The organism is Streptomyces sp. NPDC002640, from assembly GCF_053592575.1.
Genome location: NZ_JBSFVZ010000015.1, coordinates 16,095 through 40,316, shown reverse-complemented (window position 1 = coordinate 40,316; position 24,222 = coordinate 16,095). Strand labels below are relative to the sequence as shown.

At 72.6% G+C, this 24,222-nt stretch carries 18 protein-coding genes and 1 pseudogene; 7 read left to right on the top strand and 12 right to left on the bottom strand.

All coding sequences use genetic code 11. The features are described 5' to 3' along the window. Positions 1-103: 103 nt before the first annotated feature. From ACWD3O_RS20205 to ACWD3O_RS20195, 3 genes are read right to left on the bottom strand one after another with little or no spacing between them, the layout of a single operon-like run. Positions 104-2,413 carry a xanthine dehydrogenase family protein molybdopterin-binding subunit gene (locus ACWD3O_RS20205; protein ID WP_451416822.1) on the bottom strand — a complete coding sequence of 770 codons (2,310 nt, stop codon included), beginning with the start codon at positions 2,411-2,413 and terminating at the stop codon, positions 104-106. Then, the gene (locus tag ACWD3O_RS20200; protein ID WP_451416821.1) at positions 2,410-2,952 is read right to left on the bottom strand and encodes a (2Fe-2S)-binding protein; all 543 of its coding nucleotides are present in this window, start codon (positions 2,950-2,952) and stop codon (positions 2,410-2,412) included. The genes ACWD3O_RS20205 and ACWD3O_RS20200 overlap by 4 nt, the downstream gene beginning before the upstream one ends. Then, positions 2,949-3,770 (bottom strand): FAD binding domain-containing protein, encoded by an 822-nt coding sequence (locus tag ACWD3O_RS20195; protein WP_451416820.1) that lies wholly within the window; start codon positions 3,768-3,770, stop codon positions 2,949-2,951. Before ACWD3O_RS20195 ends, ACWD3O_RS20200 begins: the two co-directional genes overlap by 4 nt. 266 nt (positions 3,771-4,036) lie before the next feature. On the opposite strand from ACWD3O_RS20195, the pseudogene ACWD3O_RS20190 reads away from it, so the two are divergent. Both ACWD3O_RS20190 and dusB read left to right on the top strand, forming a co-directional pair. Continuing rightward, positions 4,037-4,219 (top strand): annotated as a pseudogene (locus ACWD3O_RS20190) (XdhC family protein); the annotation flags it as partial. A gap of 102 nt (positions 4,220-4,321) precedes the next feature. Continuing rightward, positions 4,322-5,473, top strand: a complete 1,152-nt coding sequence (gene dusB, locus ACWD3O_RS20185; protein WP_451409856.1) for a tRNA dihydrouridine synthase DusB — start codon at positions 4,322-4,324, stop codon at positions 5,471-5,473. Positions 5,474-5,536: 63 nt separating this feature from the next. Here dusB and ACWD3O_RS20180 read toward each other — a convergent pair whose 3' ends face one another. Continuing rightward, positions 5,537-6,772, bottom strand: coding sequence for a glycoside hydrolase family 6 protein (locus tag ACWD3O_RS20180; protein ID WP_451409857.1), 1,236 nt, complete (start codon positions 6,770-6,772; stop codon positions 5,537-5,539). A gap of 218 nt (positions 6,773-6,990) precedes the next feature. Beyond that, positions 6,991-8,496 carry an MGH1-like glycoside hydrolase domain-containing protein gene (locus ACWD3O_RS20175; RefSeq protein ID WP_451416899.1) on the bottom strand — a complete coding sequence of 502 codons (1,506 nt, stop codon included), beginning with the start codon at positions 8,494-8,496 and terminating at the stop codon, positions 6,991-6,993. A gap of 948 nt (positions 8,497-9,444) precedes the next feature. On the opposite strand from ACWD3O_RS20175, the gene ppdK reads away from it, so the two are divergent. Next, positions 9,445-12,195: a pyruvate, phosphate dikinase gene (ppdK, locus tag ACWD3O_RS20170; RefSeq protein ID WP_451416819.1), complete on the top strand. Its 2,751-nt coding sequence runs from the start codon at positions 9,445-9,447 to the stop codon at positions 12,193-12,195. A 493-nt stretch (positions 12,196-12,688) separates the two neighbouring features. Here ppdK and ACWD3O_RS20165 read toward each other — a convergent pair whose 3' ends face one another. Together ACWD3O_RS20165 and ACWD3O_RS20160 are read right to left on the bottom strand one after the other, a co-directional pair. Further along, positions 12,689-13,492, bottom strand: coding sequence for an SAM-dependent methyltransferase (locus tag ACWD3O_RS20165; protein WP_451416818.1), 804 nt, complete (start codon positions 13,490-13,492; stop codon positions 12,689-12,691). Positions 13,493-13,669: 177 nt separating this feature from the next. Then, a complete protein-coding gene (locus ACWD3O_RS20160; RefSeq protein ID WP_451416817.1) occupies positions 13,670-14,827 on the bottom strand; it encodes an alkaline phosphatase PhoX in 1,158 nt (385 codons plus the stop codon). A gap of 295 nt (positions 14,828-15,122) precedes the next feature. Here ACWD3O_RS20160 and ACWD3O_RS20155 point away from each other — a divergent pair, with 295 nt between their 5' ends. The 3 genes from ACWD3O_RS20155 to ACWD3O_RS20145 all read left to right on the top strand — a co-directional run bounded on the left by ACWD3O_RS20155 (position 15,123) and on the right by ACWD3O_RS20145 (position 16,886). After that, positions 15,123-15,353 carry a type II toxin-antitoxin system VapB family antitoxin gene (locus ACWD3O_RS20155; RefSeq protein WP_451409861.1) on the top strand — a complete coding sequence of 77 codons (231 nt, stop codon included), beginning with the start codon at positions 15,123-15,125 and terminating at the stop codon, positions 15,351-15,353. Next, on the top strand, positions 15,350-15,766 hold the full coding sequence (locus tag ACWD3O_RS20150) for a PIN domain-containing protein (RefSeq protein WP_451409862.1): 417 nt from the start codon (positions 15,350-15,352) through the stop codon (positions 15,764-15,766). Before ACWD3O_RS20155 ends, ACWD3O_RS20150 begins: the two co-directional genes overlap by 4 nt. 166 nt (positions 15,767-15,932) lie before the next feature. Continuing rightward, entirely contained in the window at positions 15,933-16,886 is a 954-nt protein-coding gene (locus tag ACWD3O_RS20145; protein ID WP_451416816.1) for an oxidoreductase, read from the top strand. On the opposite strand, the gene ACWD3O_RS20140 is transcribed toward ACWD3O_RS20145, so the two are convergent. Continuing rightward, a complete protein-coding gene (locus ACWD3O_RS20140; protein WP_451416815.1) occupies positions 16,852-17,256 on the bottom strand; it encodes a type II toxin-antitoxin system PemK/MazF family toxin in 405 nt (134 codons plus the stop codon). The genes ACWD3O_RS20145 and ACWD3O_RS20140 overlap by 35 nt on opposite strands. 219 nt (positions 17,257-17,475) lie before the next feature. Next, on the bottom strand, positions 17,476-18,240 hold the full coding sequence (locus tag ACWD3O_RS20135) for a hypothetical protein (protein ID WP_451409865.1): 765 nt from the start codon (positions 18,238-18,240) through the stop codon (positions 17,476-17,478). A gap of 300 nt (positions 18,241-18,540) precedes the next feature. On the opposite strand from ACWD3O_RS20135, the gene ACWD3O_RS20130 reads away from it, so the two are divergent. Then, positions 18,541-19,626: an MrcB family domain-containing protein gene (locus ACWD3O_RS20130; RefSeq protein ID WP_451416814.1), complete on the top strand. Its 1,086-nt coding sequence runs from the start codon at positions 18,541-18,543 to the stop codon at positions 19,624-19,626. Between the two features lie 295 nt (positions 19,627-19,921). On the opposite strand, the gene nirD is transcribed toward ACWD3O_RS20130, so the two are convergent. Genes nirD through ACWD3O_RS20115 form a run of 3 tightly spaced genes read right to left on the bottom strand, consistent with a single transcriptional unit; the run spans position 19,922 to position 24,194 of the window. After that, positions 19,922-20,344, bottom strand: coding sequence for a nitrite reductase small subunit NirD (nirD, locus tag ACWD3O_RS20125; RefSeq protein WP_451416813.1), 423 nt, complete (start codon positions 20,342-20,344; stop codon positions 19,922-19,924). Continuing rightward, on the bottom strand, positions 20,341-22,977 hold the full coding sequence (gene nirB, locus ACWD3O_RS20120; protein WP_451416812.1) for a nitrite reductase large subunit NirB: 2,637 nt from the start codon (positions 22,975-22,977) through the stop codon (positions 20,341-20,343). Before nirB ends, nirD begins: the two co-directional genes overlap by 4 nt. After that, a complete protein-coding gene (locus ACWD3O_RS20115; protein ID WP_451416811.1) occupies positions 22,977-24,194 on the bottom strand; it encodes an NAD(P)/FAD-dependent oxidoreductase in 1,218 nt (405 codons plus the stop codon). The genes nirB and ACWD3O_RS20115 overlap by 1 nt, the downstream gene beginning before the upstream one ends. Between the last annotated feature and the right edge of the window lie 28 nt (positions 24,195-24,222).

The following is a 24,222-nucleotide window of genomic DNA, read 5'->3' as shown; positions in this document are numbered from 1 at the left end:
ACCTGAATTAACTCTCGGGAAACGCAACTCTTCGGCATCGGCCTCGGTATCGGCGCCGGGCAGGCACGGGAGTGCGTCCTGGGGGCCGCGGGGCGGGGCGGGGTCAGCCGGCCGCCGGGGCCGCCTCGCGCAGGGCGCGGAAGACCCGTTCGGGGGTCAGCGGCAGGGTGGTGACCCGGGCGCCGGTGGCGTCCTGGACGGCGTTGGCGATGGCGGCGGCGATCGGCACCATGGTGCCCTCGCCGGCGCCCTTGGCGCCGAACGGCCCGGGCCCGTGCCCCTGTTCCTGGGAGACGGAGACGAACGAGGCGGGCAGGTCCTCGGCCATCGGCACCCGGTAGTCGAGCGCCTCGCCGTTGACCAGGACGCCGTCCTCGTAGCGCATCTCCTCGAACAGCGCCTGGCCGTAGCCCATCAGCGCGGCGCCCTCCTCCTGGCCGCGGACCACCAGCTTGTTCGCCGCCCGGCCCACGTCGCCGGAGGCGACCAGCTTCAGCACCGTCACCGCGCCGGTGTCCGGATCCACCTCCACCTCGGCACCGGCCCAGCCGATCTCCCAGAAGACGCACGGCGCCTCCAGCGGGGCGTCGTGCGAGTTGGGCGCCTTGAAGAAGCCGTCGCCGCTGAACTCGAAGCCGGTCCCGCCGAAGACCGCCGCGATCATCGGCGGCAGGGGATGGACCGTGTCACCGAGCCGTACGCCCCAGTCGACGAGTTCCAGGTCGCCCGGCGCGCAGTCCAGCCGTCCGGCGGCGAACTCCAGGACGCGGTCGCGGGCCCGCTCGGCGGCGAGCTGCACCGCGCGGCCCATCACCGTCATGCCCGAGGAGGCGTTGGTGCCCTGGTCGAAGGGCGAGGTGTCGGTGGAGACCGGAGCGTAGGAGACCCGCTCCGGCGGCAGCCCCAGCACCTCGGCGGCGACCAGGCAGAGCGCCGTGGAGATGCCCTGGCCGATCTCCACCGAGCCGCTGGAGACGATGACCTGCCCGGTGGCGTTGATCTTCACCCGGGCCTGCGCCGGCTTGTTGACGCCGCCGCCGTCCTTGAAGCCGACGGCCAGCCCCATGCCGCGGTTCGGCGCCGCATCCCGCCCGTGGTACCCGAGCTCCGCGGCGACCAGGTCCAGCCCTTCGACCAGGTCGCTGTCGATGCCGCTCTCGCCCGGCATGAACGGCTCGCCCAGCGCCCGCAGGTTCTTCACCCGCAGCTCGTAGGGGTCCATGCCGAGCCGGCGGGCGATCATGTCGATCTGGCTCTCGCTCGCCCAGGTCGCCTGGGTCGCGCCGAAGCCGCGGAACGGCCCGGCCGGCGTCGTCGAGGTCATCACGCAGGCGCACGAGGAGCGGACGTGCTCCCACCGGTACGGCCCCGGTATGCGGTACCCGGCCTTCTCGGCGACCAGCGGACTGCCGTCGGTGTACGCCCCCGCGTCGAGCAGCACCTCGCTCTCCCGGGCCAGGAGGACGCCGTCGGCCGTCAGCCCGGTGCGGACCTTCAGCACCGCGGCGTGCTGGCTGAGCGTGAGGAAGCCCTCCTCGGTGGTCAGGCAGTAGCGCACCGGCCGGCCGGTCAGTCGGGACAGCAGGATCGCCACCGGCTCCGTCTTGCAGTTGTGCTTGGAACCGAAACCGCCGCCCACGAACGGCACGTTGACCCGCACCGAGGACTCCTCCACCCGGAACACCCGGGCGATCTCCTTGCGCAGCGGGAACGGGTTCTGGGTGGAGGTCCACACCTCGATCCCGTCGCCGCGCGCGTCGGCGACGGTGACGAAGGGCTCGAGGTGGAAGTGGTTCATCCGGGAGAAGACGAAGGTGTCCTCGAAGACGTGGTCGCAGCGCTCCCAGACGTCCGCGGAGCCGGTCTCGTACCGGAACTCGTAGCAGACGTTGGGCCGCGGCCACAGCTCGGCGGAGGCGCCGGCGCCGTACGGGGGCACGACGCCGCGCGGCTTGTCGCCCGGGAACAGCTCCGGCGCGCCCTCGGCCAGCGCCGCCTCCACGTCGGGCACGGCGTCCAGCACCTCGTACTCGACGTCGATCAGCGCCAGCGCCTCGAGCGCCGCCGCCTCGTCCTCCGCGGCCACCGCGGCCACCGGGTCACCGGCGTAGCGCACCCGGTCGGTGGCGACGACCGGCTGGTCCTTGATGAAGTAGCCGTAGACGGCGTCCAGTCCGTCCAGGTCGTCGCGGGTGATCACCGCGTGCACGCCGGGCACCGCGCGGGCCCGCGCGGCGTCCACCCGGAGCAGCCGCGCGTGGGCGTGCGGGCTGCGCAGCACCTTGGCGTGCAGCATCCCGGGCAGGGTGACGTCCGCCGTGTACCGGGCCGCGCCGGTGACCTTGAGCTTCGCGTCCTTGCGCGGCGCGGTGGAGCCGAAGGCGCCCGTCCGCCCGCCGACAACCTCGGTCACGCTTCCTCCCGGATCAGCTCGGCGGCCCGGCGGACCGAGTCGACGATCATCTGGTAGCCGGTGCACCGGCAGATGTTGGAGGAGATCCACTCGCGGATCCGCTCCTCGGTGGGGTCGGGGTCCTCGCGCAGCAGCGCGGTGGTCAGCATCACCATGCCCGGTGTGCAGTAGCCGCACTGGAAGCCGCCGCGCTCGGCGAACGCCCGCTGCACCGGACCGGGTTCGCCGCCCTCGGACTGCCCGGCGACGGTCTCCACCGAGCGGCCGTCCACGCTGAAGGCGAAGACGCTGCAGGAGGCGGTCGGCACGCCGTCGATCAGCGTGGTGCACGCGCCGCAGACGCCGCGCTCGCAGGAGGCCTTGACGCCCGTGTTGCCCATCCGCCCGCGCAGCAGGTCCAGCAGCACGGTGTGCGCGGGTATCTCCTCGCGGCGGCGGCGGCCGTCGACCTCGACGTCGACGGTGATGCGGTGGACGGCGCTCCGGTCGGTGTCGGTGCTCCGGTCGGGGTGTGCGCTCCGGTCGGTGTCGGTGGTCACGCGGCCTCCTTCTGCTCCTGGGTACGGGCGTTCAGCAGGCGGCGCAGCAGGACCCCCGCCAGGTGGCGGCGGTAGTCGGCGCTCGCGGCGGCGTCGCCGAGGCTGTCCGGCAGCGTCGCGGCCGCGCGCGCCGGGTCCTCGCCGAGCGCCAGGCGGACGGTGTGCGGGCGGGTGTACTCCGAGCCCACCGTCAGCGTCACCTCCTCGCCCCGCACCGCCACCGCGGCGGTGGCCAGCGGGCGCATGGACCGCTCGTAGCCGAACCAGAGGCGCCCGGTGTCCGGCACGACGATGGAGGTCAGCAGGGCGCCGTGCGGTTCGGCGCGCTCCCACAGGGCCGCCGGGTCCAGCTCCAGCGGGCCGTCGGGGGTGCGCAGGCGCAGGCGGGCACCGAGCGCCTGGAGCATGATCGACATCTCGTAGCGGGTGCGGCGGGCCATGAGGTTGCCGCCGATCGTCGCGCGCTGCCGGATCCGGTGGTTGGCGATCCGCCCCCAGGCGTCGGCGAAGGCCGGCAGCGCCGCGCGGACGACCGGGTCGTGGGCGCCGTCGTGGTGGGCGACGCCCGCGCCGATCTCCAGGGCGCCGTCGCGGACCGAGGTCCCGGTGAGGCCGGCGACCCGTTCCAGCGAGACCAGGCTGTCGCAGCGCAGACCCTCGCGGAACCGCGCGAACAGGTCGCTGCAGCCCTGGGCGTAGACGGCGCCGGGCCGCGCCCCCTCGGCCACCGCCTCGTCGAGCGAACCGGGGCGGTGCAGGACGAAGGGGGCCAGGGAACGCTGGGTCGGCGCGACCAGGCCGTTGGGAAGCAGGAGCATGGGGCAGGGACCTCCAGCGACACGGCGACCGGAGGAGCGCCACCGCTACACAGAGTTATCTAATGCCTGAACAGTCGATTGCGGAGATGTCTAACACCCCCGCGGTGCGGGCCACAAGGGGTGTCTTTAAAACTGCTTAAGTGTTAAAACGCTCCGCACGGACGACCTGCCGACCCCGTGGCGCCGCCGGCACCGGGCCGGAACCGGCGTCGCGGTGGCCCTGCTCGTCGACGCGCACGGCAGCGCCGCGCGGCGGCCGCCCACGGCCCCGCTTCTCCGTCCCGCTGCTGGTCGAGGCGCTGCGCACCCCCGCCGCGTACATCGGCGTGACGGGCAGCCGGCGGACCTCCGCCGAGCGGGCCGGGCGGCTGCGGGAGGCGGGCGTCGACGAGGCGGGCGTCGACGAGGCGGGGCCGCGGCGGAGCCGTCCACCGGGGCTGACCGGGGGCGACGGGCCCGTTCAGCGGGGCTGACCGGGGGCGACGCCCGTTCGCCGGGCGCCGCCCCGACCGCCTTGCGGGGTCACGGCGGCGGTGAGGGACAATGGGGGAATGTCCACGCCCGTGATGACCCCCTCGCAGACCCTGCGGATCGGTCCGCACACCGTCCAGCCGCCCGTGGTGCTCGCCCCCATGGCCGGCATCACCAACGCGCCCTTCCGCACCCTGTGCCGGGAGTTCAGCGGCGGCAAGGGCCTGTTCGTCAGCGAGATGATCACCACGCGGGCGCTGGTCGAGCGCAACGAGAAGACCATGCAGCTGATCCACTTCGACGCGAGCGAGAAGCCGCGGTCGATCCAGCTGTACGGCGTCGACCCGGTGACCGTCGGCAAGGCCGTGCGCATGATCGTCGACGAGGACCTCGCCGACCACATTGACCTGAACTTCGGCTGCCCGGTGCCCAAGGTCACCCGCAAGGGCGGCGGCTCCGCGCTGCCGTACAAGCGGAACCTGCTCCGGTCCATCCTGCGCGAGGCGGTCTCCGAGGCCGGGGCGCTGCCGGTCACCATGAAGATGCGCAAGGGCATCGACGACGACCACCTCACCTACCTGGACGCCGGCCGGATCGCCGTCGAGGAGGGCGTCACCGCCATCGCCCTGCACGGCCGCACCACCGCGCAGCACTACGGCGGCACCGCCGACTGGGACGCCATCGCGCGCCTCAAGGAGCACGTGCCGGAGATCCCGGTGCTGGGCAACGGCGACATCTGGTGCGCCGAGGACGCCCTGCGCATGGTCCGCGAGACCGGCTGCGACGGCGTGGTCGTCGGCCGCGGCTGCCTGGGCCGCCCGTGGCTCTTCGCCGACCTGGTCGCCGCCTTCGAGGGCCGCGAGGACCGGGTCGCCCCCACGCTGCGCGAGGTCGCCGACGCGATGGTGCGGCACGCCACGCTGCTCGGCGAGTGGATCGGCGACGAGGCCCGCGGCGTGATCGACTTCCGCAAGCACGTCGCCTGGTACCTCAAGGGCTTCGCGGTCGGATCCGAGATGCGCAAGCGCCTGGCGATCACCTCGTCGCTCGACGCCCTGCGCGCCGGGCTGGACGAGCTGGACCTCGACCAGCCCTGGCCGGCCGGCGCCGACGGCCCGCGCGGCCGGACCTCCGGCAACAACCGGGTGGCCCTGCCGGACGGCTGGCTGGAGGACCCGTACGACTGCTCGGGCGTGGCGGCGGACGCGGAGCTGGAGACCTCCGGCGGCTGACGCCTGCCGCCCGCCCTGCCGGAACGGCGCCCGGTCCGTCGACCGGGCGCCGCGCCGTGGGGCCTACCAGTCGGTGTTGAACCTCAGCGCGGGGACCGCGTTGGCCGCCAGGGTGTGGGCCTGGTCGGGCCACCACGCGCCGGCGGCCGGGTCGACGATCCCGTACTCCGGGTCCTCGGGGCCCGCCGTGCCGCGGGTGCAGCTGCCGTCGGACTCACCGGGGACCTTGATCCACAGGTAGGCGTCCAGCAGCGGCACACCGGTCTGGCTGGTGGGCCGGACGCCGAGGCCGCGGCCGGGCGGGTTGCACCACTCCTGCGGGTCCGGGTAGGACACGGTCGGCGTCCACGGGCCCTTGCCGTTGCGGCTGGTGTCGATCACGAAGTGCGTCAGTTCGGCGTCGGCCGGCACGTGCGAGGCGTACCAGGCGTCCGCGTCGGCCGCGGGCCACCACTGGTTGGGGCAGTCGCCCGGTGCGGAGCCCTCGGTGTTCCGCAGGTACCAGACGCACTTCGCGACCTGCGTGCCGTAGCGGATCAGTTCGCCGTCGGTGCGGTAGTTGGAGACGTTGAGGAAGAAGCCCTGCGCCCGGGATATCCCGCCGTCGATGAGGAGTTCGGCCATCTCGCCGACGGCGTGCCAGGAGCTGTGGCCCGCGTCCAGGTAGACGACCGCGCCGGGCTGCTGCGCCAGCCGGTCGACGGCGTCGTTGATCTCCTGGAGCCGGGTGGCCTGCTGCTCGGCGGTGCCGCCGCAGAAGGCGGGGGAGAGGGCGAGCCCGTCGGGCTCCAGGAGGACCACGGTCTTCCGGTCGCCGATGCCCTTGGCCAGGGCGTCGACCCAGGCGGCGTACTCCGCGCTGTTGGAGGCGCCGCCGCCCGAGTACTGCGAGCAGTCGCGCCCCGGCACGTTGTAGGCGACGGTGACCGGGACCCGCTGCTGCGGTGCGGCCTTGGACTGCAGCAGGGCCATCGAGTCGGTCGTCTGCTTCAGGGTGGTGGAGCCGGTGAACCACTGCGCGACCGGGTACGACGCCATCGCGTCCATCAGCTTGGCGTTCGCCGTGTCACCCGCCTTGCGGTCGGTGATGGCCTGGGCGAAGGCCTTGCTGTTCCCCTCGATGTAGAACTTGGTGCCCGGGGCGAGCGTGCGCCCCGGGGACCCGGCGGCGGACGCGGTGGATAAGTGGCCGGAGGACGGCTCGCTCTGCGCGGCGGACGGCGTGACGGACAGGCCTGCGAGTGCGGCCGCGACGGCCGCGGCGGCGAGGAAGGATCGGGCCTTCGGAAGGGGACGCACGGATCGGCTCTCGCAATCGTGTGGGGACGGGAAGAGAGGTACCAGGGAGGGCGTGAGGTGTGGGAGCGCTCCCAGTGTCATGCGCCCGCCATCCAAGCGAGATCGACGCGTCGGCGTCAAGAGAGCGGACGGGACCGGTTCGTGACCGGTCGGCGCCCCTCCCGCCCCGGACCTCGTCCGCGAACTCCCCCTCTGTCCCGTCGAAAGGGCGGTGGTCGTCAGCCGGTGGCCGGGGCCGTGGTGGCGGCTGCGGTTGTGGCGGTGGTCCCGGCTGCGGCGGTGGCGGTGCCCGCGGCCGCGCGGACGGCGCGGGACTGGTCGTCGAACGCCTCCTCCGAGCGGTGCAGGAGGTCGAGGGTGAGCGCGGCGGTCCAGGAGAACTCCCGGGCGCCGCAGGCCTCGGTGGTGTACGGGTCGACGTACTCGGCGAAGTCCGAGGAACCCGCCGCCTCGATCAGTGCGTCGCGCAGGCGGGCGGCGAGCCCGGTGCGGCCGTGCGTCCGCAGGCCGCGCTCCACCAGCCAGCCGACGTTGAACCAGGCGGGGCCGCGCCAGTAGCGGTGCGGGTCGAAGCAGGCGCCGGTCAGGTCGTAGCTGGGCACCAGCCGGGTGGTCGTGCCGAGCCCGAACCGCGGCCCGCGGAGCGTCTCCACCAGCGCTCCGGCGACCTCCTCGTCCAGGGTGGGCAGGATCAGCGGGATCAGCTGGGCGACACCGTGCTCCTCGATCAGCTCGTCGACGAGGACGTCGCGGCAGAGGAAGGCGCCGTGCTCCTCGCTCCACAGCCGGTCGACCAGGGCCCGGGTGAGCCGCGCGGCCCGGACGTGACGGGCCGTGGCCCGGATGCCGAGCTCGGCCTCGATCAGGCCCAGGGAGTGCTCGGAGGCGATCAGCAGCGCGTTGAACGCCGGGTCCTCCACGGCGAACTCGCCGCGGCCGTCGACGTAGCCGCGGTCCCGGTAGTCCATGGCCAGCTTGACGTACCGGCCGTAGTCCAGGTCGGTGGGCCGGTCCTCGGGGGCGCCGTGCGCGAGGTCGGCGCGGGTGAACGACCCCGCCGGGGCGGGGGTCACCCGGGAGAGCGGCGGGTCCCAGCAGGGGCTGTTGTCCATGCCCTGCTCCCAGGGGTGCACCACGCTCACCAGGCCGCCGCCGCCCAGGTCGCGGTGGCGCAGCAGGTAGTTGTGCCAGGACACCAGGTGCGGGTAGGCGCGGCGCAGGAAGCCGTTGGTCCGGGACAGGCCGGGGTCCGCCCGGTGCGTCAGCCACACGGCCAGCGCGTGCACCGGGGGCTGGACGATGCCCGACGTCTGGACGACCGGCGGCGCGCCGGAGGGGCGGCCGTCCGTCCGGGAGCGCCAGAAGTCGGGGCTCGGGAAGTACGCGTCGTGCGGCACCGCGGGGTTGAAGACGATGTGCGGGATCCGGCCGTCGTCCCACTGCGCGGAGAAGAGGGTCAGCAGCTCCGTCTGGGCGCGCAGCGCGGAGAGGTGGCGCAGACCGATCGCGATGAACGCGGAGTCCCACGACCACTGGTGGGGGTAGAGCGAGCGGGACGGCACGGTGGACGCGCCCTGCCAGTTCTCGTCCAGCACCAGGCAGGCCCGGGCGTGCAGGGAGCCGGCGAGCGTGGCGGGGTCGTGGGCGATGCCGGGAGCGGAGGGCACCTCGGGCACGTCGGGGAGCGCGGGGAGCCGCTCGGGCTCCCGGGCCGTGGAGGGCAGGAGGTGGACGGGATCCGCAGGCTCCGCGGGCTGGTCCGCGGTCTCCGTCGGCCGGGCGTGGCCGCCGGCGTCGGTGGCGGCTGCAGGGGTGTCCACGGGGTTCTCTCCAACGGGGGTCACAGGGAACGGCAGACGTGACGCGGACCACACATACCGTCAGGTCTGCCAAGAAGTACGTCTATTAAGCACGCGAAACCATCATGTAATCGGCATTTCACAAAAGACAAGGGACCGCGTGTTCCGCCCGATGCCCCGGACGGCCCCGGGCGGCGGCGCCCTCGCGGCTGACCTGCGACGACCCGGCCCGGCCGGGCGGGCTGTGAGACGCGGCGCACTGCGCGGCGTGACCGGCCCTTCACGGGCGGACGGGGTGGGCGCGGGGGCGCCGCGCCGCGTCCGGGCCCGTCGCGGGGTGGGCGGGCCGCCTGCCGTCGAGAGTTGTCCGGAACTGTTCCCCTCCGGGGCCTCGGGCGGGGCCCCGGGCGGGGTGCCGGGGCGGGGGGCCGGGTGACGCGTGCGAGGGGTGCCGCGCTCATGTGCGCAGGCGGCGCCACATGTCCACCAGGCGTCCGGATGGTGACATCCACCCCCTCGTCGGGGCGTGATTCTCGCCACCCTTGATAGATCATCCGCTCAGATGAGCGAAAAGGCGCTGGCTGCACTTCATCAAGCCGTGGCACTCGGTGCCATCGGATGATCGTTCATCGGTCAAATTCAGACGAGCTACAACTCCGCTCATCTGAGCACCCTCCCCGCTCTCTTCGGGTGTGTCCGTTCAAGAGTTGAACACATAATGCCGGGATTGCTTGCCAAGTCTTGACTTGGCGATCAACCCGCCGACCCCCTTCGGGGGCCGGCGGCGCCAACCCGGACGTACCCGAACCCCCTGGATCTGGGTATGTTCCTCGGCGTCAGGGCAGTCATCGCGTCCTCGAGGAGTCGAGAACCGTGTTGGTAAACAAAGACCGCAGCGAGTCCCACCACTCCGGTGCGCGCGTTGAGAAGGTGAAGTTCGTCTACGACTTCACCGAGGGGAACAAGGACCTCAAGGACCTCCTCGGTGGCAAGGGTGCGAACCTCGCGGAGATGACCAATCTCGGTCTTCCGGTGCCTCCCGGCTTCACCATCACCACGGAGGCCTGCAAGGTCTACCTGGAGAGCGGCCGGGAGCCGGTGGCACTGCGTGACGAGGTGAGTGCGCACCTCGACGCCCTCGAGGACCGGATGGGCAAGAAGCTCGGCCAGGCCGACAACCCTCTCCTGGTCTCGGTCCGCTCCGGCGCCAAGTTCTCCATGCCGGGCATGATGGACACCGTCCTCAACATCGGTCTCTCCGACGCCTCCGTCGAGGGCCTCGCCCACCAGGCCGGAAACGAGCGGTTCGCCTGGGACTCCTACCGCCGCCTCATCCAGATGTTCGGCAAGACGGTGCTCGGCGTGGAGGGCGACCTCTTCGAGGACGCCCTCGAGGAGGCCAAGGAGGCCAAGGGCGTCACCGTCGACACCGACCTCGACGCGGACGACCTGAAGGCGCTCGTCGCCCGGTTCAAGGAGATCGTCCGGGCCGAGGCCGGCCGGGACTTCCCGCAGGACCCGCGCGAGCAGATGGACCTCGCCATCAAGGCGGTCTTCGACTCCTGGAACACCGACCGCGCCAAGCTCTACCGCCGCCAGGAGCGCATCCCCGGCGACCTGGGCACCGCCGTCAACGTCTGCTCCATGGTCTTCGGCAACCTCGGCGACGACTCCGGCACCGGCGTCGCGTTCACCCGTGACCCCGCCTCCGGACACCAGGGCGTGTACGGCGACTACCTGCAGAACGCGCAGGGTGAGGACGTCGTGGCCGGCATCCGCAACACCGTGCCGCTCGCCGAGCTCGAGTCGATCGACAAGACGTCGTACGACCAGCTCATGGACATCATGGAGACGCTGGAGAACCACTACCGCGATCTCTGCGACATCGAGTTCACCATCGAGCGCGGCAAGCTCTGGATGCTGCAGACCCGCGTCGGCAAGCGCACCGCCGGCGCCGCCTTCCGCATCGCCACGCAGCTCGTCGACCAGGGCCTGATCGACGAGGCCGAGGCGCTGCAGCGCGTCACCGGCGCCCAGCTCGCCCAGCTGATGTTCCCCCGCTTCGACACCGACGCCCAGGTGGAGCAGGCCGGCAAGGGCATCGCCGCCTCCCCGGGCGCGGCGGTCGGCAAGGCCGTCTTCTCCTCGAAGACCGCCGTCGAGTGGGCCGCCCGCGGCGAGAAGGTCATCCTGGTCCGCCGCGAGACCAACCCCGACGACCTCGACGGCATGATCGCCGCCGAGGGCATCCTGACCTCCCGCGGCGGCAAGACCTCGCACGCCGCCGTCGTCGCCCGCGGCATGGGCAAGACCTGCGTCTGCGGCGCCGAGGAGCTCGAGGTCGACGTCAAGGCGCGGAAGATGACCGTGCCCGGCGGCGGCGTGGTCGCCGAGGGCGACGTCATCTCCATCGACGGCTCCAGCGGCAAGGTCTACCTCGGCGAGGTACCCGTCGTACCGTCGCCGGTCGTCGAGTACTTCGAGGGCAAGGCCGACCCGGCCGCCCAGGACGCCGACGAGCTGGTCAAGGCCGTCCACCGGATCATGACCTTCGCCGACGGCGAGCGCCGCCTCAAGGTCCGCGCCAATGCCGACAACGCCGAGGACGCCGCCCGCGCCCGCCGCTTCGGCGCCCAGGGCATCGGCCTGTGCCGCACCGAGCACATGTTCCTCGGCGACCGCCGCGAGCTCGTCGAGCGGCTGATCCTCGCCGAGAACACGCAGGAGCAGGAGGAGGCCCTCGCGCAGCTCCAGCCGCTGCAGAAGGGCGACTTCGTCGAGCTCTTCGAGGCGATGGACGGCCTTCCGGTCACCGTCCGCCTCATCGACCCGCCGCTGCACGAGTTCCTGCCGGACCTCACCGAGCTCTCGGTGCGGATCGCCGTCGCCGAGGCCAAGGGCGAGGACGTCTCCGACTCGCAGCGCCTGGTCCACTGCGTGCAGCGCCTGCACGAGCAGAACCCGATGCTCGGCCTGCGCGGCGTGCGCCTCGGCCTGGTCATCCCCGGCCTGTTCATCATGCAGGTCCGCGCCATCGCGGAGGCCGCGGCCGAGCGCAGGGCGGCGGGCGGCGACCCGCACGCGGAGATCATGATCCCGCTGGTCGGCACCGTCCAGGAGCTGGAGATCGTCCGCGAGGAGGCCGAGCAGGTCATCCGCGAGGTCCAGGCGGCCTCCGGCGCCGAGCTCGACATCGCCATCGGCACCATGATCGAGCTGCCCCGCGCCGCGGTGACGGCCGGCCAGATCGCCGAGGCCGCGGAGTTCTTCTCCTTCGGCACCAACGACCTGACCCAGACCACCTGGGGCTTCAGCCGCGACGACGTCGAGGCCTCCTTCTTCTCCCAGTACCTGGAGAAGGGCATCTTCGGCGTCAGCCCGTTCGAGACCATCGACCGCGACGGCGTGGGCGAGCTGGTCCGCACCGGTGTCGAGCGCGGCCGGGCCACCCGCCCCGGCATCAAGCTCGGCGTCTGCGGCGAGCACGGGGGCGACCCGGACTCGGTCCACTTCTTCCACGAGGTCGGCCTCGACTACGTCTCCTGCTCGCCGTTCCGGATCCCGGTGGCGCGCCTGGAGGCGGGCCGCGCGGCCACGGAGTCCGAGGGCAGCGACTTCCGCTGACCCCGGTCACTCCGGTCCGACTCCCGGTGCGGCGGGGATGTGCCCCCGCCGGACCGGTCCCGCCACGGGGCCGGAGCCGGTCACCGTTCCGTGACCCTCATCCGGCCGGCGCCATCACGGCCCCTGGCGAACCGCGGAGGCGGCACCCCATGTGCGGGGGTGCCGCCTCTTCCCTTTTTCCGCTTTCCGCGCGCCTCCCGCGCGACACGCCTCCCGCGCGACACGCCTCCCGGCGCGGGTGCGGCGCTCGGCGGGCTGCCCGGCGGGGCGTGGCTCCTGGCTGGGCGTGGTCCCCGGCTGTGTGCGTCTCCGGGTCGGGTGCCCGGCGTCCGGGCTTTGCGTCGCGCCCTGCGGCTCGTGTCCGACGGCTCGCGCCCTGCGGCTCGTGTCCGTCGGCGCGCGGTTCCTGGCCGGGCACACCGCCGGGCCGGGCACACCGCCGGGCCGGGCGCGGCGCCTGGGCTCGACGGCCGCGCGCGCCGACGGCGGCGCCCTACGGCTTGCGTCCGACGGCTCCGTACGAGTCGACGTGCGGGGCCGGCGCTCCCGGCTCGGGGCGCCACCGGGTGCAGGGGACGACCCCGGGGTCGACGAGGTCCAGGCCGTCGAAGAGCGAGGCGAACATCTCGGGGCTGCGGAGACGGTACTGGACCGCGCCCCGGTCGTTGTGCTCCTCCTGGGCGGCGCGGAGCACCTCGTTGGTGTCGGTGCCGTCGCAGATGAGGACGTGGCTGCCGGAGGCGAGCGGGGCGAGGAGGCGGCGCACCAGGTCGCGGGCCAGGTCGTCGTCCATGACGTGCCCCAGGATGCCGCTGAGGACGACCGCGACGGGCTTGTCGAAGTCGAGGGTCCCGCGCGCCGCGTCCAGTATGGCCTCGGGGGCGTGGAGGTCGGCGTGCAGGTAGTCGGTGGCGCCCTCGGGGGTGCCGACGAGCAGGGCCCGGGCGTGGGTGAGGACGAGCGGGTCGTTGTCCACGTAGACGATGCGGCACTCGGGAGCCACCCGCTGGGCGAGCTCGTGCGTGTTGTCGACGGTGGGCAGGCCGGTGCCGACGTCGAGGAACTGGCGGATGCCGGCGTCCGCGGCGAGGTAGGTGACACCGCGGCGCAGGAAGGCGCGGAAGGAGCGGGCGTTCTCGGCGATCTGCGGGAACGCCGCCTGGAACTGCTCGGCGGCCCGCTGGTCCACCGGGTAGTTGTCCTTGCCACCCAGCCAGTAGTTCCACATCCGGGCCGAATGCGGCACCGAGGTGTTGATCTCCGGTACCGAACCGCTGGAGGTGAAGGTGTCGGCCATGCGCTGTTCTCCTGTCCCGCGAACGATCTCCTGTCAACGCGCATGGTAGGCACGTGACTTGGGATGCAGCAGGGGAAACGGCCCGATGTCCGTGCGAGTTCCGGGGGCCCGCAACCGCCGTGCGGTTCCGGGCCCTCAGGCGTCGCGGTGGGACCGGCGGGCGGGCCGGGGGCCGGGTCAGGCGCGGAAGGGGCCCGTGACCTCGTAGGTGATGCCGCCGGAGGAGGAGCCGCTGGTGCCGCGCTGGCTGGAGAAGTAGAGGCGGCGGCCGTCGGGGGAGAAGGCGGGGCCGGTGATCTCCGAGCCGGACTGGCCCCCGATCCGCAGGAACGGCGCGACCACCCCCTGCGGCGTGATCACGCAGATCTCCATGTTCCCGCCGTCCTCCGCGACGTACAGGTCGCCCGAGGCGGTGCCGGTGACGTTGTCCACGCCGGTCAGCGGGGCGGTCCCGGAGGTGACCAGCGAGTCGTCGTAGGCCAGCGAGACGGTCGACGCCGCCGCGTCGTAGGCCCACACCCGGTTGTCGCCCTTGGTGGTGAACCAGCAGGTGCCGTTCGCGTAGTAGCAGCCCTCGCCGCCGTTGAAGCGCTTGGTACCGGAGACCTGGTTGCGGGTGGCCGTCGCGCCGGACGGGTCCGGCACCCGGGCCCAGGTGACCGAGCCGCTGGTCGCGGAGGACCCGATCATGACCTCCAGGGTCCCGGAGGACAGATCGCCCCAGGTCGTCGGACGGAAGCGGTAGAACGCGCCGTCGGTGACGTCCTCGGTCAGGTAGATCACCTGGCGGACCGGGTCGCAGGCGGCGGCCTCGTGCTTGAAGCGCCCCATCGCGTCGCGCCGCACCGCCGCCTTCACGCCCCACGGGTCCGTCTCGTACACGTACCCCCGGTCCACCTCCTCGCAGGACAGCCAGGTGTTCCACGGCGTCTTGCCGCCCGCGCAGTTGACGTTGGTGTTGGAGAGGATGCGGTACGCGCCCGTCACGGTGCCCGAGGAGTTGAACTTCACCGCGCCGGCGCCGCCCGTGGAGCTGATCTCCGAGTTGGAGACGTAGATCCAGCCCGTGCCGTCCGCGTAGCAGGCGCCGCCGTCGGGGGCGTCGTGCCAGGTGTAGTCGGTGCCGGAGACCTTCTGCCGCGAGCGGGCGATCACCCGGCTGGTGAAGCCGGAGGGCAGCCGGATCCCGTTCGCGTCCGCGGAGCCGAGGGCGCCGTACGGGCCGGTGCCGGGCTGCGCGGGGGCGGCGTAGGCCGCGCCGCGCCACAGGGTCCCGCCGAACGCGGCGGCGGTGCCGCCGAGAACAGCGGCGCGCAGGAGGTTGCGACGTTCCACGTTCACTCCAGGGGTGAGGGGTACGCTGCCCGCCGCCGGACGGCGGTGGGGGTGTTCTGCCTCGTGCCGCAGGGGAGCGTAGGAGCCGGTGCCGTACCCGGGCCCTAACCTGTCGTGAACACCTCATGTACGCCCCATGACGCGCACCACCCGCGGCTCCGCGCCCCGGCGCGCCCGGCCCGGCCTGGGTAGGCGAGGACGACGAGCTCGCCGAGATTCCGGTGGTGACGTGCTCTTGTCCCCCATCGGGTGAATCGATATCGGATCGGGTGGTCAGAACGGTATCGTTTTCGGTATGGCTCGTACTGTGATCGATCTGGACGACGACATCGTCACCGAGGCCATGCGCCTCTACGGGACGAAGACCAAGGCGGCGGCAGTACGCGCGGCGATGGAGGAGGCCGTGAAGTACCGGCTGCGGCAGGAGTTCTTCGACGCCCTCGACAGGGGCGACGTCGACCTCACCCACGACAGCCGCGAGGCCGCCACCGGACCGGCGGGGAAGGCCGAGCGGGGCGCCGCATGACACCGAGGTTCCTCATCGACAAGTCCGCGCTGGCCAGGTACGGCAGGCCTGCCGTGCGCGCGACCGTGAAGCCCTTGCACGAACGGGGGTTGCTGGCCGTCTGCGGGGCGGTCGAGATGGAGGTCCTGTACTCGGCGCGCAACGCCGCCGAGGCGACCCGGCTGCGCACCTGGCTGCGGGGCTTCGACCTGCTCAGCACCCCCGACGAGGTCTGGGAGCGCGCCCTGGAGGTGCAGGGGACCGCGGTCACCCAGGGCCACCACAGGGCCCTGTCCATGGCGGACCTGTTGATCGCCGCCGTGGCGGAACGGCACGGCGCCGTCGTGCTGCACTACGACGGCGACTACGACACGATCGCCAAGATCACCGGTCAGCCCACCGAATGGGCCGCGGCTCCGGGCACCGCCGAGTGAGGGCGACGCGGCGCGCGGTTCCGGTGGGGACGGGGCCGGTGGGGGCTTCGGCGTCCGGTGGGGCTCATGCGTACCGTGGGGGTGCCGTAACCGGAACCAGTGCCGGTGCCGGTGCCGGGAGTGAGGCCGGGGCCGGAGCCGTTCGAGTGTGAGAGGGCGCCCGCAGATGACCCGTTGGACCGCGTCGCACATCCCCGACCAGAGCGGCCGTGTCGCCGTCGTGACCGGAGCCAACGGAGGGCTCGGGCTGGTCACCGCGCTGGAGCTGGCGCGGCGCGGGGCCGAGGTGGTGCTCGCCTGCCGCGACGTGGCGAAGGGGGAGGAGGCCACCGGGCGGATCCGCGCCGAGGTCCCCGCCGCGCGGGTGGAGGTGGCCCGCCTGGACCTGGCCGACCTCTCCTCGGTCCGCGCGTTCGCCGACGCCCTGCCGCACGACCGGCTCGACCTGCTGGTCAACAACGCCGGTGTCATGGCGCTGCCCCACCGCACCACCGCCGACGGCTTCGAGACGCAGTTCGGCGTCAACCACCTCGGCCACTTCGCCCTCACCGGCCTGCTGCTGCCGCGCCTCCTCGCGACCCCGGGCGCCCGCGTCGTCACCGTCTCCAGTTTCCTGCACGCGCTGGCCAACCTGGACATCCACGACCTCAACGGCGAACGCGGCTACCGGCGGTGGATCGCCTACGGGCGCTCCAAGACCGCGAACCTGCTCTTCACCCACGAGCTGGCCCGCCGCCTCGCCGCGGCCGGCTCCGACGTCATCGCCGCGGCGGCCCACCCCGGCTACTCCGCCACCAACCTCACCGCCGCCGGGCCCGCCATGGAGGGCCGGCACACCCTGCGGCGGCTGCTGCGCCTCGCCGACCGCGCCGTCGCCCAGTCCGCCGAGGCGGGCGCCCTCCCCACCCTGTACGCCGCCACCGCCCCCGGTGTCCGCCCCGACTCCTTCACCGGCCCGTCCTTCCTCATGTGGCGCGGCGCCCCCGCCCCGTCCTGGCGCGCCCCCTGGACCCTCGACGACCGCGCCTCGGCCCGCCTGTGGGCGGAGTCGGAGCGGCTGACGGGGGTCTCCTACGACACGTCCGCTACTCGAGTCCGGGGAGACGGCGGGCGTCCTTGATCTCGCGGATCCTGGCCGCCGCCGACGGGGTCCACTCCCTCCGCCGCCCGGCGGCACGGAGGGCCTCGCCGACCTCACCGAGCTTCTCGGAGGACAACACGCCCGCCCGCTCGATCAGGGCGTCCCGGGTCAGGGTGGTCAGCCACGTGCACGGAGTAAGGCCGGGACGCGGGAACGCCACCCGCAGCACGCCCTCGAAGGGCAGCCCCTCCGAGGCTCCCACGGCCACTTCCACGCCCAGGCCGCTGACGTCGACGCCCGCTGGCGCGACGACCTGCATCGCCCGGAACCCGGACGACTCCTCGTCCGAGAGCAGCACGACCGGGCGTCGCTCGTCGAAGTCGACCCACCAGACCTCACCGCGTTGCATGTGTCCTCCTGGCACGAGACGGCGGGCGAACGCTACGCGCCCCGTGCGGGACGCGGAAGGAATCCCGCTGGATGCGGTCGGATGCGACCCCCGTCCTCGCATGTCGTGATCACAGCGCGGTGACCGGAGGATCCTGGCCGCCGCAGCCGTCGGATACCGCGTGGTTTCGAGCTGCGGCGGGGCCGGATGCACGTGCGGTGCCTTGATGGGCCCCTGCGGTCATTTCTCGATGGCCCGCGGCCCGCTGGTGACGGGCAGCCGGGAAATGTACTTCTCGAGTTCGGCGACCGTGTCTCTGGCGAGCAAGGGGCGATTCTCTTCCAACGCCGCCCTCACGGCCTCTTCGACTTGCTCAGACGTAAGGGTCGGCGCTTGGCGCAACTCCGAGGGTGCGGCTCCGTCCTCGATCCGCGCGTTGCGAAGGATCCGCACCTGTTCATCGCTGAACAGCTTGGCTTTGATTGCCGCGTAGAGCCGCGCCGCGGCTTCTTCACTGCTCATGCTGACTCCGTTTTCCTCGGGGTCGGCAGTCGCTTCCTGCGGCGCATTGGACGGTGTGGCTTCGGCGGCGACGGTGGCTTCGGTGGACGCGCGCCCGCTCTCGTCCTCGCGGGACCGGGCGAATTTCTCGCGGACAAGCCTGGCGAGCGGAAGGGCCTGGTTGTTCCAGAAGCTCCTGACAAACGGCGCGGCCCAGTTCGCGGCCTTGACGAGGATCACCACGGCCTCGAGTATCTCCTCGACGTCCAAACGCTCTTTGGCCCGTGTGCCTTCCTCGTGTTCACAACCGCAGTCGAACGGCTGAGAAGACCACACCGGTTCCTCGATGGGTGCGTCCTCTCCGTTGTCGTCCTCGTCGGGAAAGAAAGCTCCCTGCGTTACCAGGCGCCCATCCTTGTAGCAATTGTGGTTCATCCCGCCGTTCTTGCTCCGACCCGGCGTCAGGTCGTCGGGATACTCGAAAGTTCCTCGAACTCGAACCATGGTCCCCTCCGTGGAACGTGGGGCGGCGCATGCCCCGATCCCCCTGCCGGCCTGCGGAGTGCCGCAGGGAATGCACGTCTCGTGAACGCGGTCTCGTCCGAAGCCGAGCTCAACTGTACTGGTGACGGCCGACCTCCCTGTGTGCTTTGCGCATGTGCACGCGCGCCGGAGATCGACGGCAGCGACGGAGCGCCAAAGCCCGTGGTTCGCGCCCCTGTTGTAGATGCCCGTCGCTACCCTGCGGTGATGTACGACTTCCTTGCTCAAGTGATGGATCTACAGCCTGCTTACACCTGGCAGGTGACTCCCGAGATGGAGCGCCGTGGCCTGATCGTGCGGAAGGAGATACCTGACGCCCTCGAACCGCATCGCGCGGCGATAGCCGCGGCGCTTGGCGTGGCGGACGAGCGGGTGCGGATCGAGGGCTCGGGCGGTGCGGGCCGTATGAGCCTGGTGCCATGGGTTCGGGTGTGCGACCTGGAGCGGTCGCCGAGCGCGATGGACGGCTGGTACGTCGTCCTGCTGTTCGCCGCAGGAGGGGAGCGGGCCTACCTCGCGCTCATGCAAGGCACCACCTGGTGGACCGGATCCGAGCTGCGGTCCCGCAGCCCCGCAGCGCTCGCTGCCAGGGTGGACTGGGCCCACCCGCACATAGGTGAGGAGGGCCGGGGCCGGACGGGGCTGCTGCGACGGATCGATCTCGGGGCCAAGAAGTTGGGGCGGTCGTACGAGCTCGGCGTGGTCGTCGCCCTTGAGTACCGGCGGGACGCGCTGCCGGCTATGGACGCCTTCGTCGACGACCTGCTCTTCATGTCCGGGTTGCTTCGCCGGATCTACGCGGCGGAGAGCGAGGCGACCTACATCCCCGGCGACCCGATCCCCGAGGTGCTGGACGCGGAGGTGTCCGCGGACCGGGCCGCCGGACGGAACATCCCCGCATCCCGGTCCCGGCTCCGGTCCCGGCCGACGGCGGCCACGCGCAGTGGCCAAGGGTTCCTGCTGTCCTCGGTCGAGCGGCGGTTGATCGAGCGGCGCAGCGTCGACATGGCCACGGAGTACTTCGAGGCGCAGGGCTGGAAGGTGGAGGACGTCGGCGCGAACCGGCCGTACGACCTGCATCTGAGCAGGGGAGACGAGGTGCTGCACGTCGAGGTGAAGGGTACGACCTCACTCGGCCAGGCCGTCGTGCTCACGAGGGCGGAGGTCGAGGTGCAGCGGAAGTTCGCTCCACACAACGCGCTGGTCATCGTGCACTCGATACGGCTGGACCGTTCCGGCGAAGGCGTGACGGCGGAAGGGGGCGTACTGCACTGCACATCGCCGTGGGAGATAGACCAGCCGGATCTCACGCCGATCTCGTACCGGTACCGGACCGACCTGGCCTGACGCCCCACCCACACGCATCCGCCCCGCACCGCTGGTCGAGCCGTCCTCATCGGACGGTGATCCGGTACACGAGGCACTTCGGCTGCTCCCCGGGCGCCCCGTGGCCGTCGGGAGCGGCCCCGCCGTCGCCATGGCGCGGGCTTCCCGCAGCGCGCACCTCGGTTACCGGGTCGACGCCGCCTCGCGCAGGGCGGCGGCGAAGTGCGGTGTGGTCGCGATCGGCATCGCGCCGGACAAGGCGGGCGCGCGGCTGTCCTTCGGGCGCGCGCCCGCCTGGTGGGAGGGGAGGCAGACGCTAGGCCGCGCGGACCTCGAAGGTCGCGATGCGGACCGCGTCGTCGTCGAGGCACTGCCCCGTGGCGAGGTCGAAGCGCTGCTTCAGCAGGGGGGAGGCCACGAACGGGTGGCCCCCGCGGCTGCCGAGGAGGCCGCGGGAGAGGACGGCCGCGCCGGTGAAGGGGTCGCGGTTGTCGACGGCGTGCAGGCGGCCCGCGCGGTCCAGGAAGACGGCGGCCTGGCGGCCGTCGGGGAGCAGGGCGGCCACCCCGCGGCCGGGGACCAGGCGGTCCACGGCGCAGACGGGCAGCCAGTCCTCGCCGGCCCTGACCTGGACGACCGCGCGGACCAGAGTGCCGGCGGTGGCGCTCGCGCTCGCGGGCGCGGGCGCGTCGGCGGTGGCGGTGGCGGTGGGGGCGACGGCGGTGGGCGTCATCGTCATCGGGATGCGGTCCCTTCCATCTCTCGGGTGCCGGCGACGCCGATCTGGAGCAGCGGCAGGTCCGGCTTGATCTGGCCGCGCTCGGGGACGAACGCGACCATCGGGTCGGGGGTCTCGGGGGCGTTGACGAACGAGACGAAGCGCTCGAGCTTCTCGGGGTCCTCCAGCACCGCCGCCCACTCGTCGCGGTAGTGCGCCACGTGCGCGGCCATCAGCCGCTCCAGCTCGTCGCAGATGCCGAGCGAGTCGTGGACGACCACGTCGCGGACGTGGTCCAGGCCGCCGGGGATCCGGTCCAGCCACACCGAGGTCCGCTCCAGGCGGTCGGCGGTGCGGATGTAGAACATCAGGAACCGGTCGATCAGCCGAACCAGTTCCGCGTCGGAGAGGTCCTGGGCCAGCAGGTCCGCGTGGCGCGGGGTGGCGCCGCCGTTGCCGCCGACGTACAGGTTCCAGCCGTTGGACGTTGCGATGACGCCGAAGTCCTTCGACTGGGCCTCCGCGCACTCCCGGGCGCAGCCGGACACCGCGGACTTCAGCTTGTGCGGGGAGCGCAGGCCCCGGTAGCGCAGCTCCAGGTCGATGGCCATGCGGACCGAGTCCTGCACGCCGTAGCGGCACCAGGTGGAGCCGACGCAGGACTTCACCGTCCGCAGCGACTTGCCGTAGGCGTGCCCGGACTCGAAGCCGGCGTCCACCAACCGCGCCCAGATCCTGGGCAGTTGCTCGACCCGGGCGCCGAACATGTCGATCCGCTGGCCGCCGGTGATCTTCGTGTAGAGACCGAAGTCCCGGGCGATCTCGCCGATCACGATCAGCTTCTCCGGGGCGATCTCGCCACCGGGGATGCGGGGGACGACCGAGTACGAGCCGTTCTTCTGCAGGTTGGCCAGGAAGTGGTCGTTGGTGTCCTGCAGGGCCGCCTGCTCGCCGTCCAGGACATGGCCGTCGGCGCCGATCGCCGGGGCCAGGGTGGCCAGCATGTTGGCGACGGACGGCTTGCAGACCTCGCAGCCGTCGCCGCCGCGGGCCTCCTCACGGCCGTGGCGGTCCAGCAGGTCGCGGTAGGAGGTGATCCGCAGCGCCAGGACGATCTCGTACAGCTCCTCGCGGGTCTGCGCGAAGCAGCCGCAGAGGCCCTTGTCGACCTCGACGCCGCTCGCCTCCAGCTCCGCCTCGACGAGCTGCCCCAGCACCTTCACGCAGGAGCCGCAGCCCGTGCCGGCCTTGGTGCACTTCTTCACCTCGGGCACCGTCACGCACCGGTGGTCGGTGACCGCGCCGCGGATCGCGCCCTTGGTGACGTTGTGGCAGGAGCAGATGACCGCCTCGTCGGGCAGCGCGGAGGGGCCGAGCTGCGCGCCGCCGCCCGCCGCGCCGGCCGGCAGCACCAGGCTCTCCGGGGACACCGGCGGGACCGAGCCGGTGAGCGCCCGGAGGGTGCCGTACGCCTCGGCGTCGCCGACCAGGATGCCGCCCAGCAGGGTGCCGTCCCGGCCGATGACCAGCTTCTTGTAGAGCCCCGACCGGGAGTCGGAGTACACGACGTCCAGGCAGCCCTCGGCGGCGCCGTGCGCGTCGCCGAAGGAGGCCACGTCCACGCCGAGCAGCTTCAGCTTGGTGGACAGGTCCGCGCCGGTGAACTCGGCGGCCTCGTCCGAGGCGATCACCGCGGCGGCGGTCTGCGCCATCTCGTAGCCGGGGGCGACCAGCCCGTAGACCCGGCCGTCGGCGGCCAGCGCGCACTCGCCGATGGCGAAGATCCGGTCGTCGGAGAGGGTGCGGCAGTTCGCGTCGACGGCGATGCCGCCGCGCTCGCCGACCTGCAGGCCGCAGTCACGGGCGAGCTGGTCACGGGGGCGGACACCGGCGGAGAACACCACCAGGTCGACGGCGAGTTCCGAGCCGTTGGACAGCTTCATGCCGGTGACCGCGCCGTCCTCGCCGGTCAGCACCTCCTGCGTGCCGGCGCCGGTGTGGACGGTCAGGCCCATCTCCTCGATGGTGCGCAGCAGGGCCGCGCCACCGCCGTCGTCCACCTGCACCGGCATCAGCCGCGGCGCGAACTCCACGATGTGAGCGTCGAGTCCGAGCCCCTTGAGGGCGCCCGCCGCCTCCAGGCCCAGCAGACCGCCGCCGACCACCGCGCCGGTGGTGGCCCCCGCCTTCGCCCACTCCTCGATGGCCAGCAGGTCCTCGATGGTGCGGTAGACGAAGCAGCCGTCCGCGTCCTTGCCGGGCACCGGCGGGACGAAGGGGTAGGAGCCGGTGGCGAGGACGAGCGTGTCGTAGGAGACGGTCAGGCCCGAGCGGGCGGTCACCGTGCGGGCCGCGCGGTCGACCGCCTCCGCCGGGTCGCCCAGGTGCAGCTCGATGCCGTGCTGCTCGATGAACTCCAGGTCTGTCATGGAGAGTTCGTCGGGCGTGGTGCCGGAGAAGTACGAGGTGAGGTGGACCCGGTCGTAGGCCGGGCGGGGCTCCTCGCAGAGGACGACCACACGGTGCGTCGCGGTCAGCCCGCGCTCGGCCAGCGCCTCCAGGAAGCGCTGCCCGACCATGCCGTGGCCGACGAGGACGATGGTGGAAGCGGCCGCGGAGGGGATCGCGGCGGAGTCCGTGGTGGGCATGGGCATCAGGAGCCTCCGTCGTTGGTGAGCAGGTGGAGCAGGGGAGAGCCGGCCGAGGGCAGCGGCTCCGCTCCCTCCCAGGCGCGGGCCAGCGCGCCGATCGTGCCGAGTTCGCCGACCAGCACGCCGCCCACCAGCCGGTCCTCACGGACCACGACCTTGCGGTAGGTGCCGCGGGTGGCGTCGGCGAGCTGGATCACGTCGTCCCCCGGGAGCGGGGTGGGTTCGCCGAACGCGGCGAGGTCGAAGGGGCTGTCGGAGAAGAGGGTCAGCCGGGTGAGGGCGCGGGTGCCGGAGTAGCGGGCGCCGGTGTCGCCGGCCAGGGACCGGGCGAGGACCTCCGCCTGCTCCAGCGCGGGCGTGGCCAGCCCGTACACGTGGCCGTCGTGCTCGGCGCAGTCGCCGAGGGCCCGGACGCGCGGGTCGCTCGTGCGCAGCTCGTCGTCGACGACGACGCCCTTGCGGACCTCCAGCCCGGCGCCCTGGGCCAGGCCGGTACGGGGGCGGACCCCGCAGGCCAGGACCACCACGTCGGCGTCCAGGGCGTACCCGTCGGCCATCTCCACCGACCGGACCGCCCCCTCGACCACCCGGATGTCACGCACCCGCAGCTCGGTGTGGACCTCGACGCCCAGCCCTTCCAGGTGCCGCCGCACCAGCGCGGAGGCGCCCGGGTCGAGCTGCCGCTCCATCAGCCGCTCCGACTGCTGCGCCAGCACCACCTGCGCTCCGCGCTCGGCCAGCGCCCGGGCCGCCGAGACGCCCAGCAGCCCGCCGCCCACCACCACCGCGCGGGTACCGGGGCGGACCGCCGCCGACAGGCCCAGGCAGTCGTCCATGGTGCGGAACGCGTGCACTCCGCGCGGCAGTTGGTGGTCGCCGACGGCGAACAGGCCGCGCAGCGGCGGCAGTACCGGGTTCGAGCCGGTGGCCAGCACGAGGGTGCCGTACTCCAGCTCCTGGCCGTCGTCGCAGTACACGCGCCGCGCGTCCCGGTCGACCTTCACCGCCCGGGCGCGGACCAGGCCGGCCGGCGCGGGCAGCTCGATCACCTCCGGCGCGTACCGTCCGGCCAGCACCTCGGCGAGCAGCACCCTGTTGTACGGCCGGTGCTCCTCCTCGCCGACCAGCACCACCGGCACGCCCAGCTCACCGAGCCGGCGGGCGAGGCGGACCCCCGCGGGACCGGCCCCGATCACCACCACACGCTGTTGCGACGTCATACCCGGAAGCGTGCGGCGCGGGTGTTTC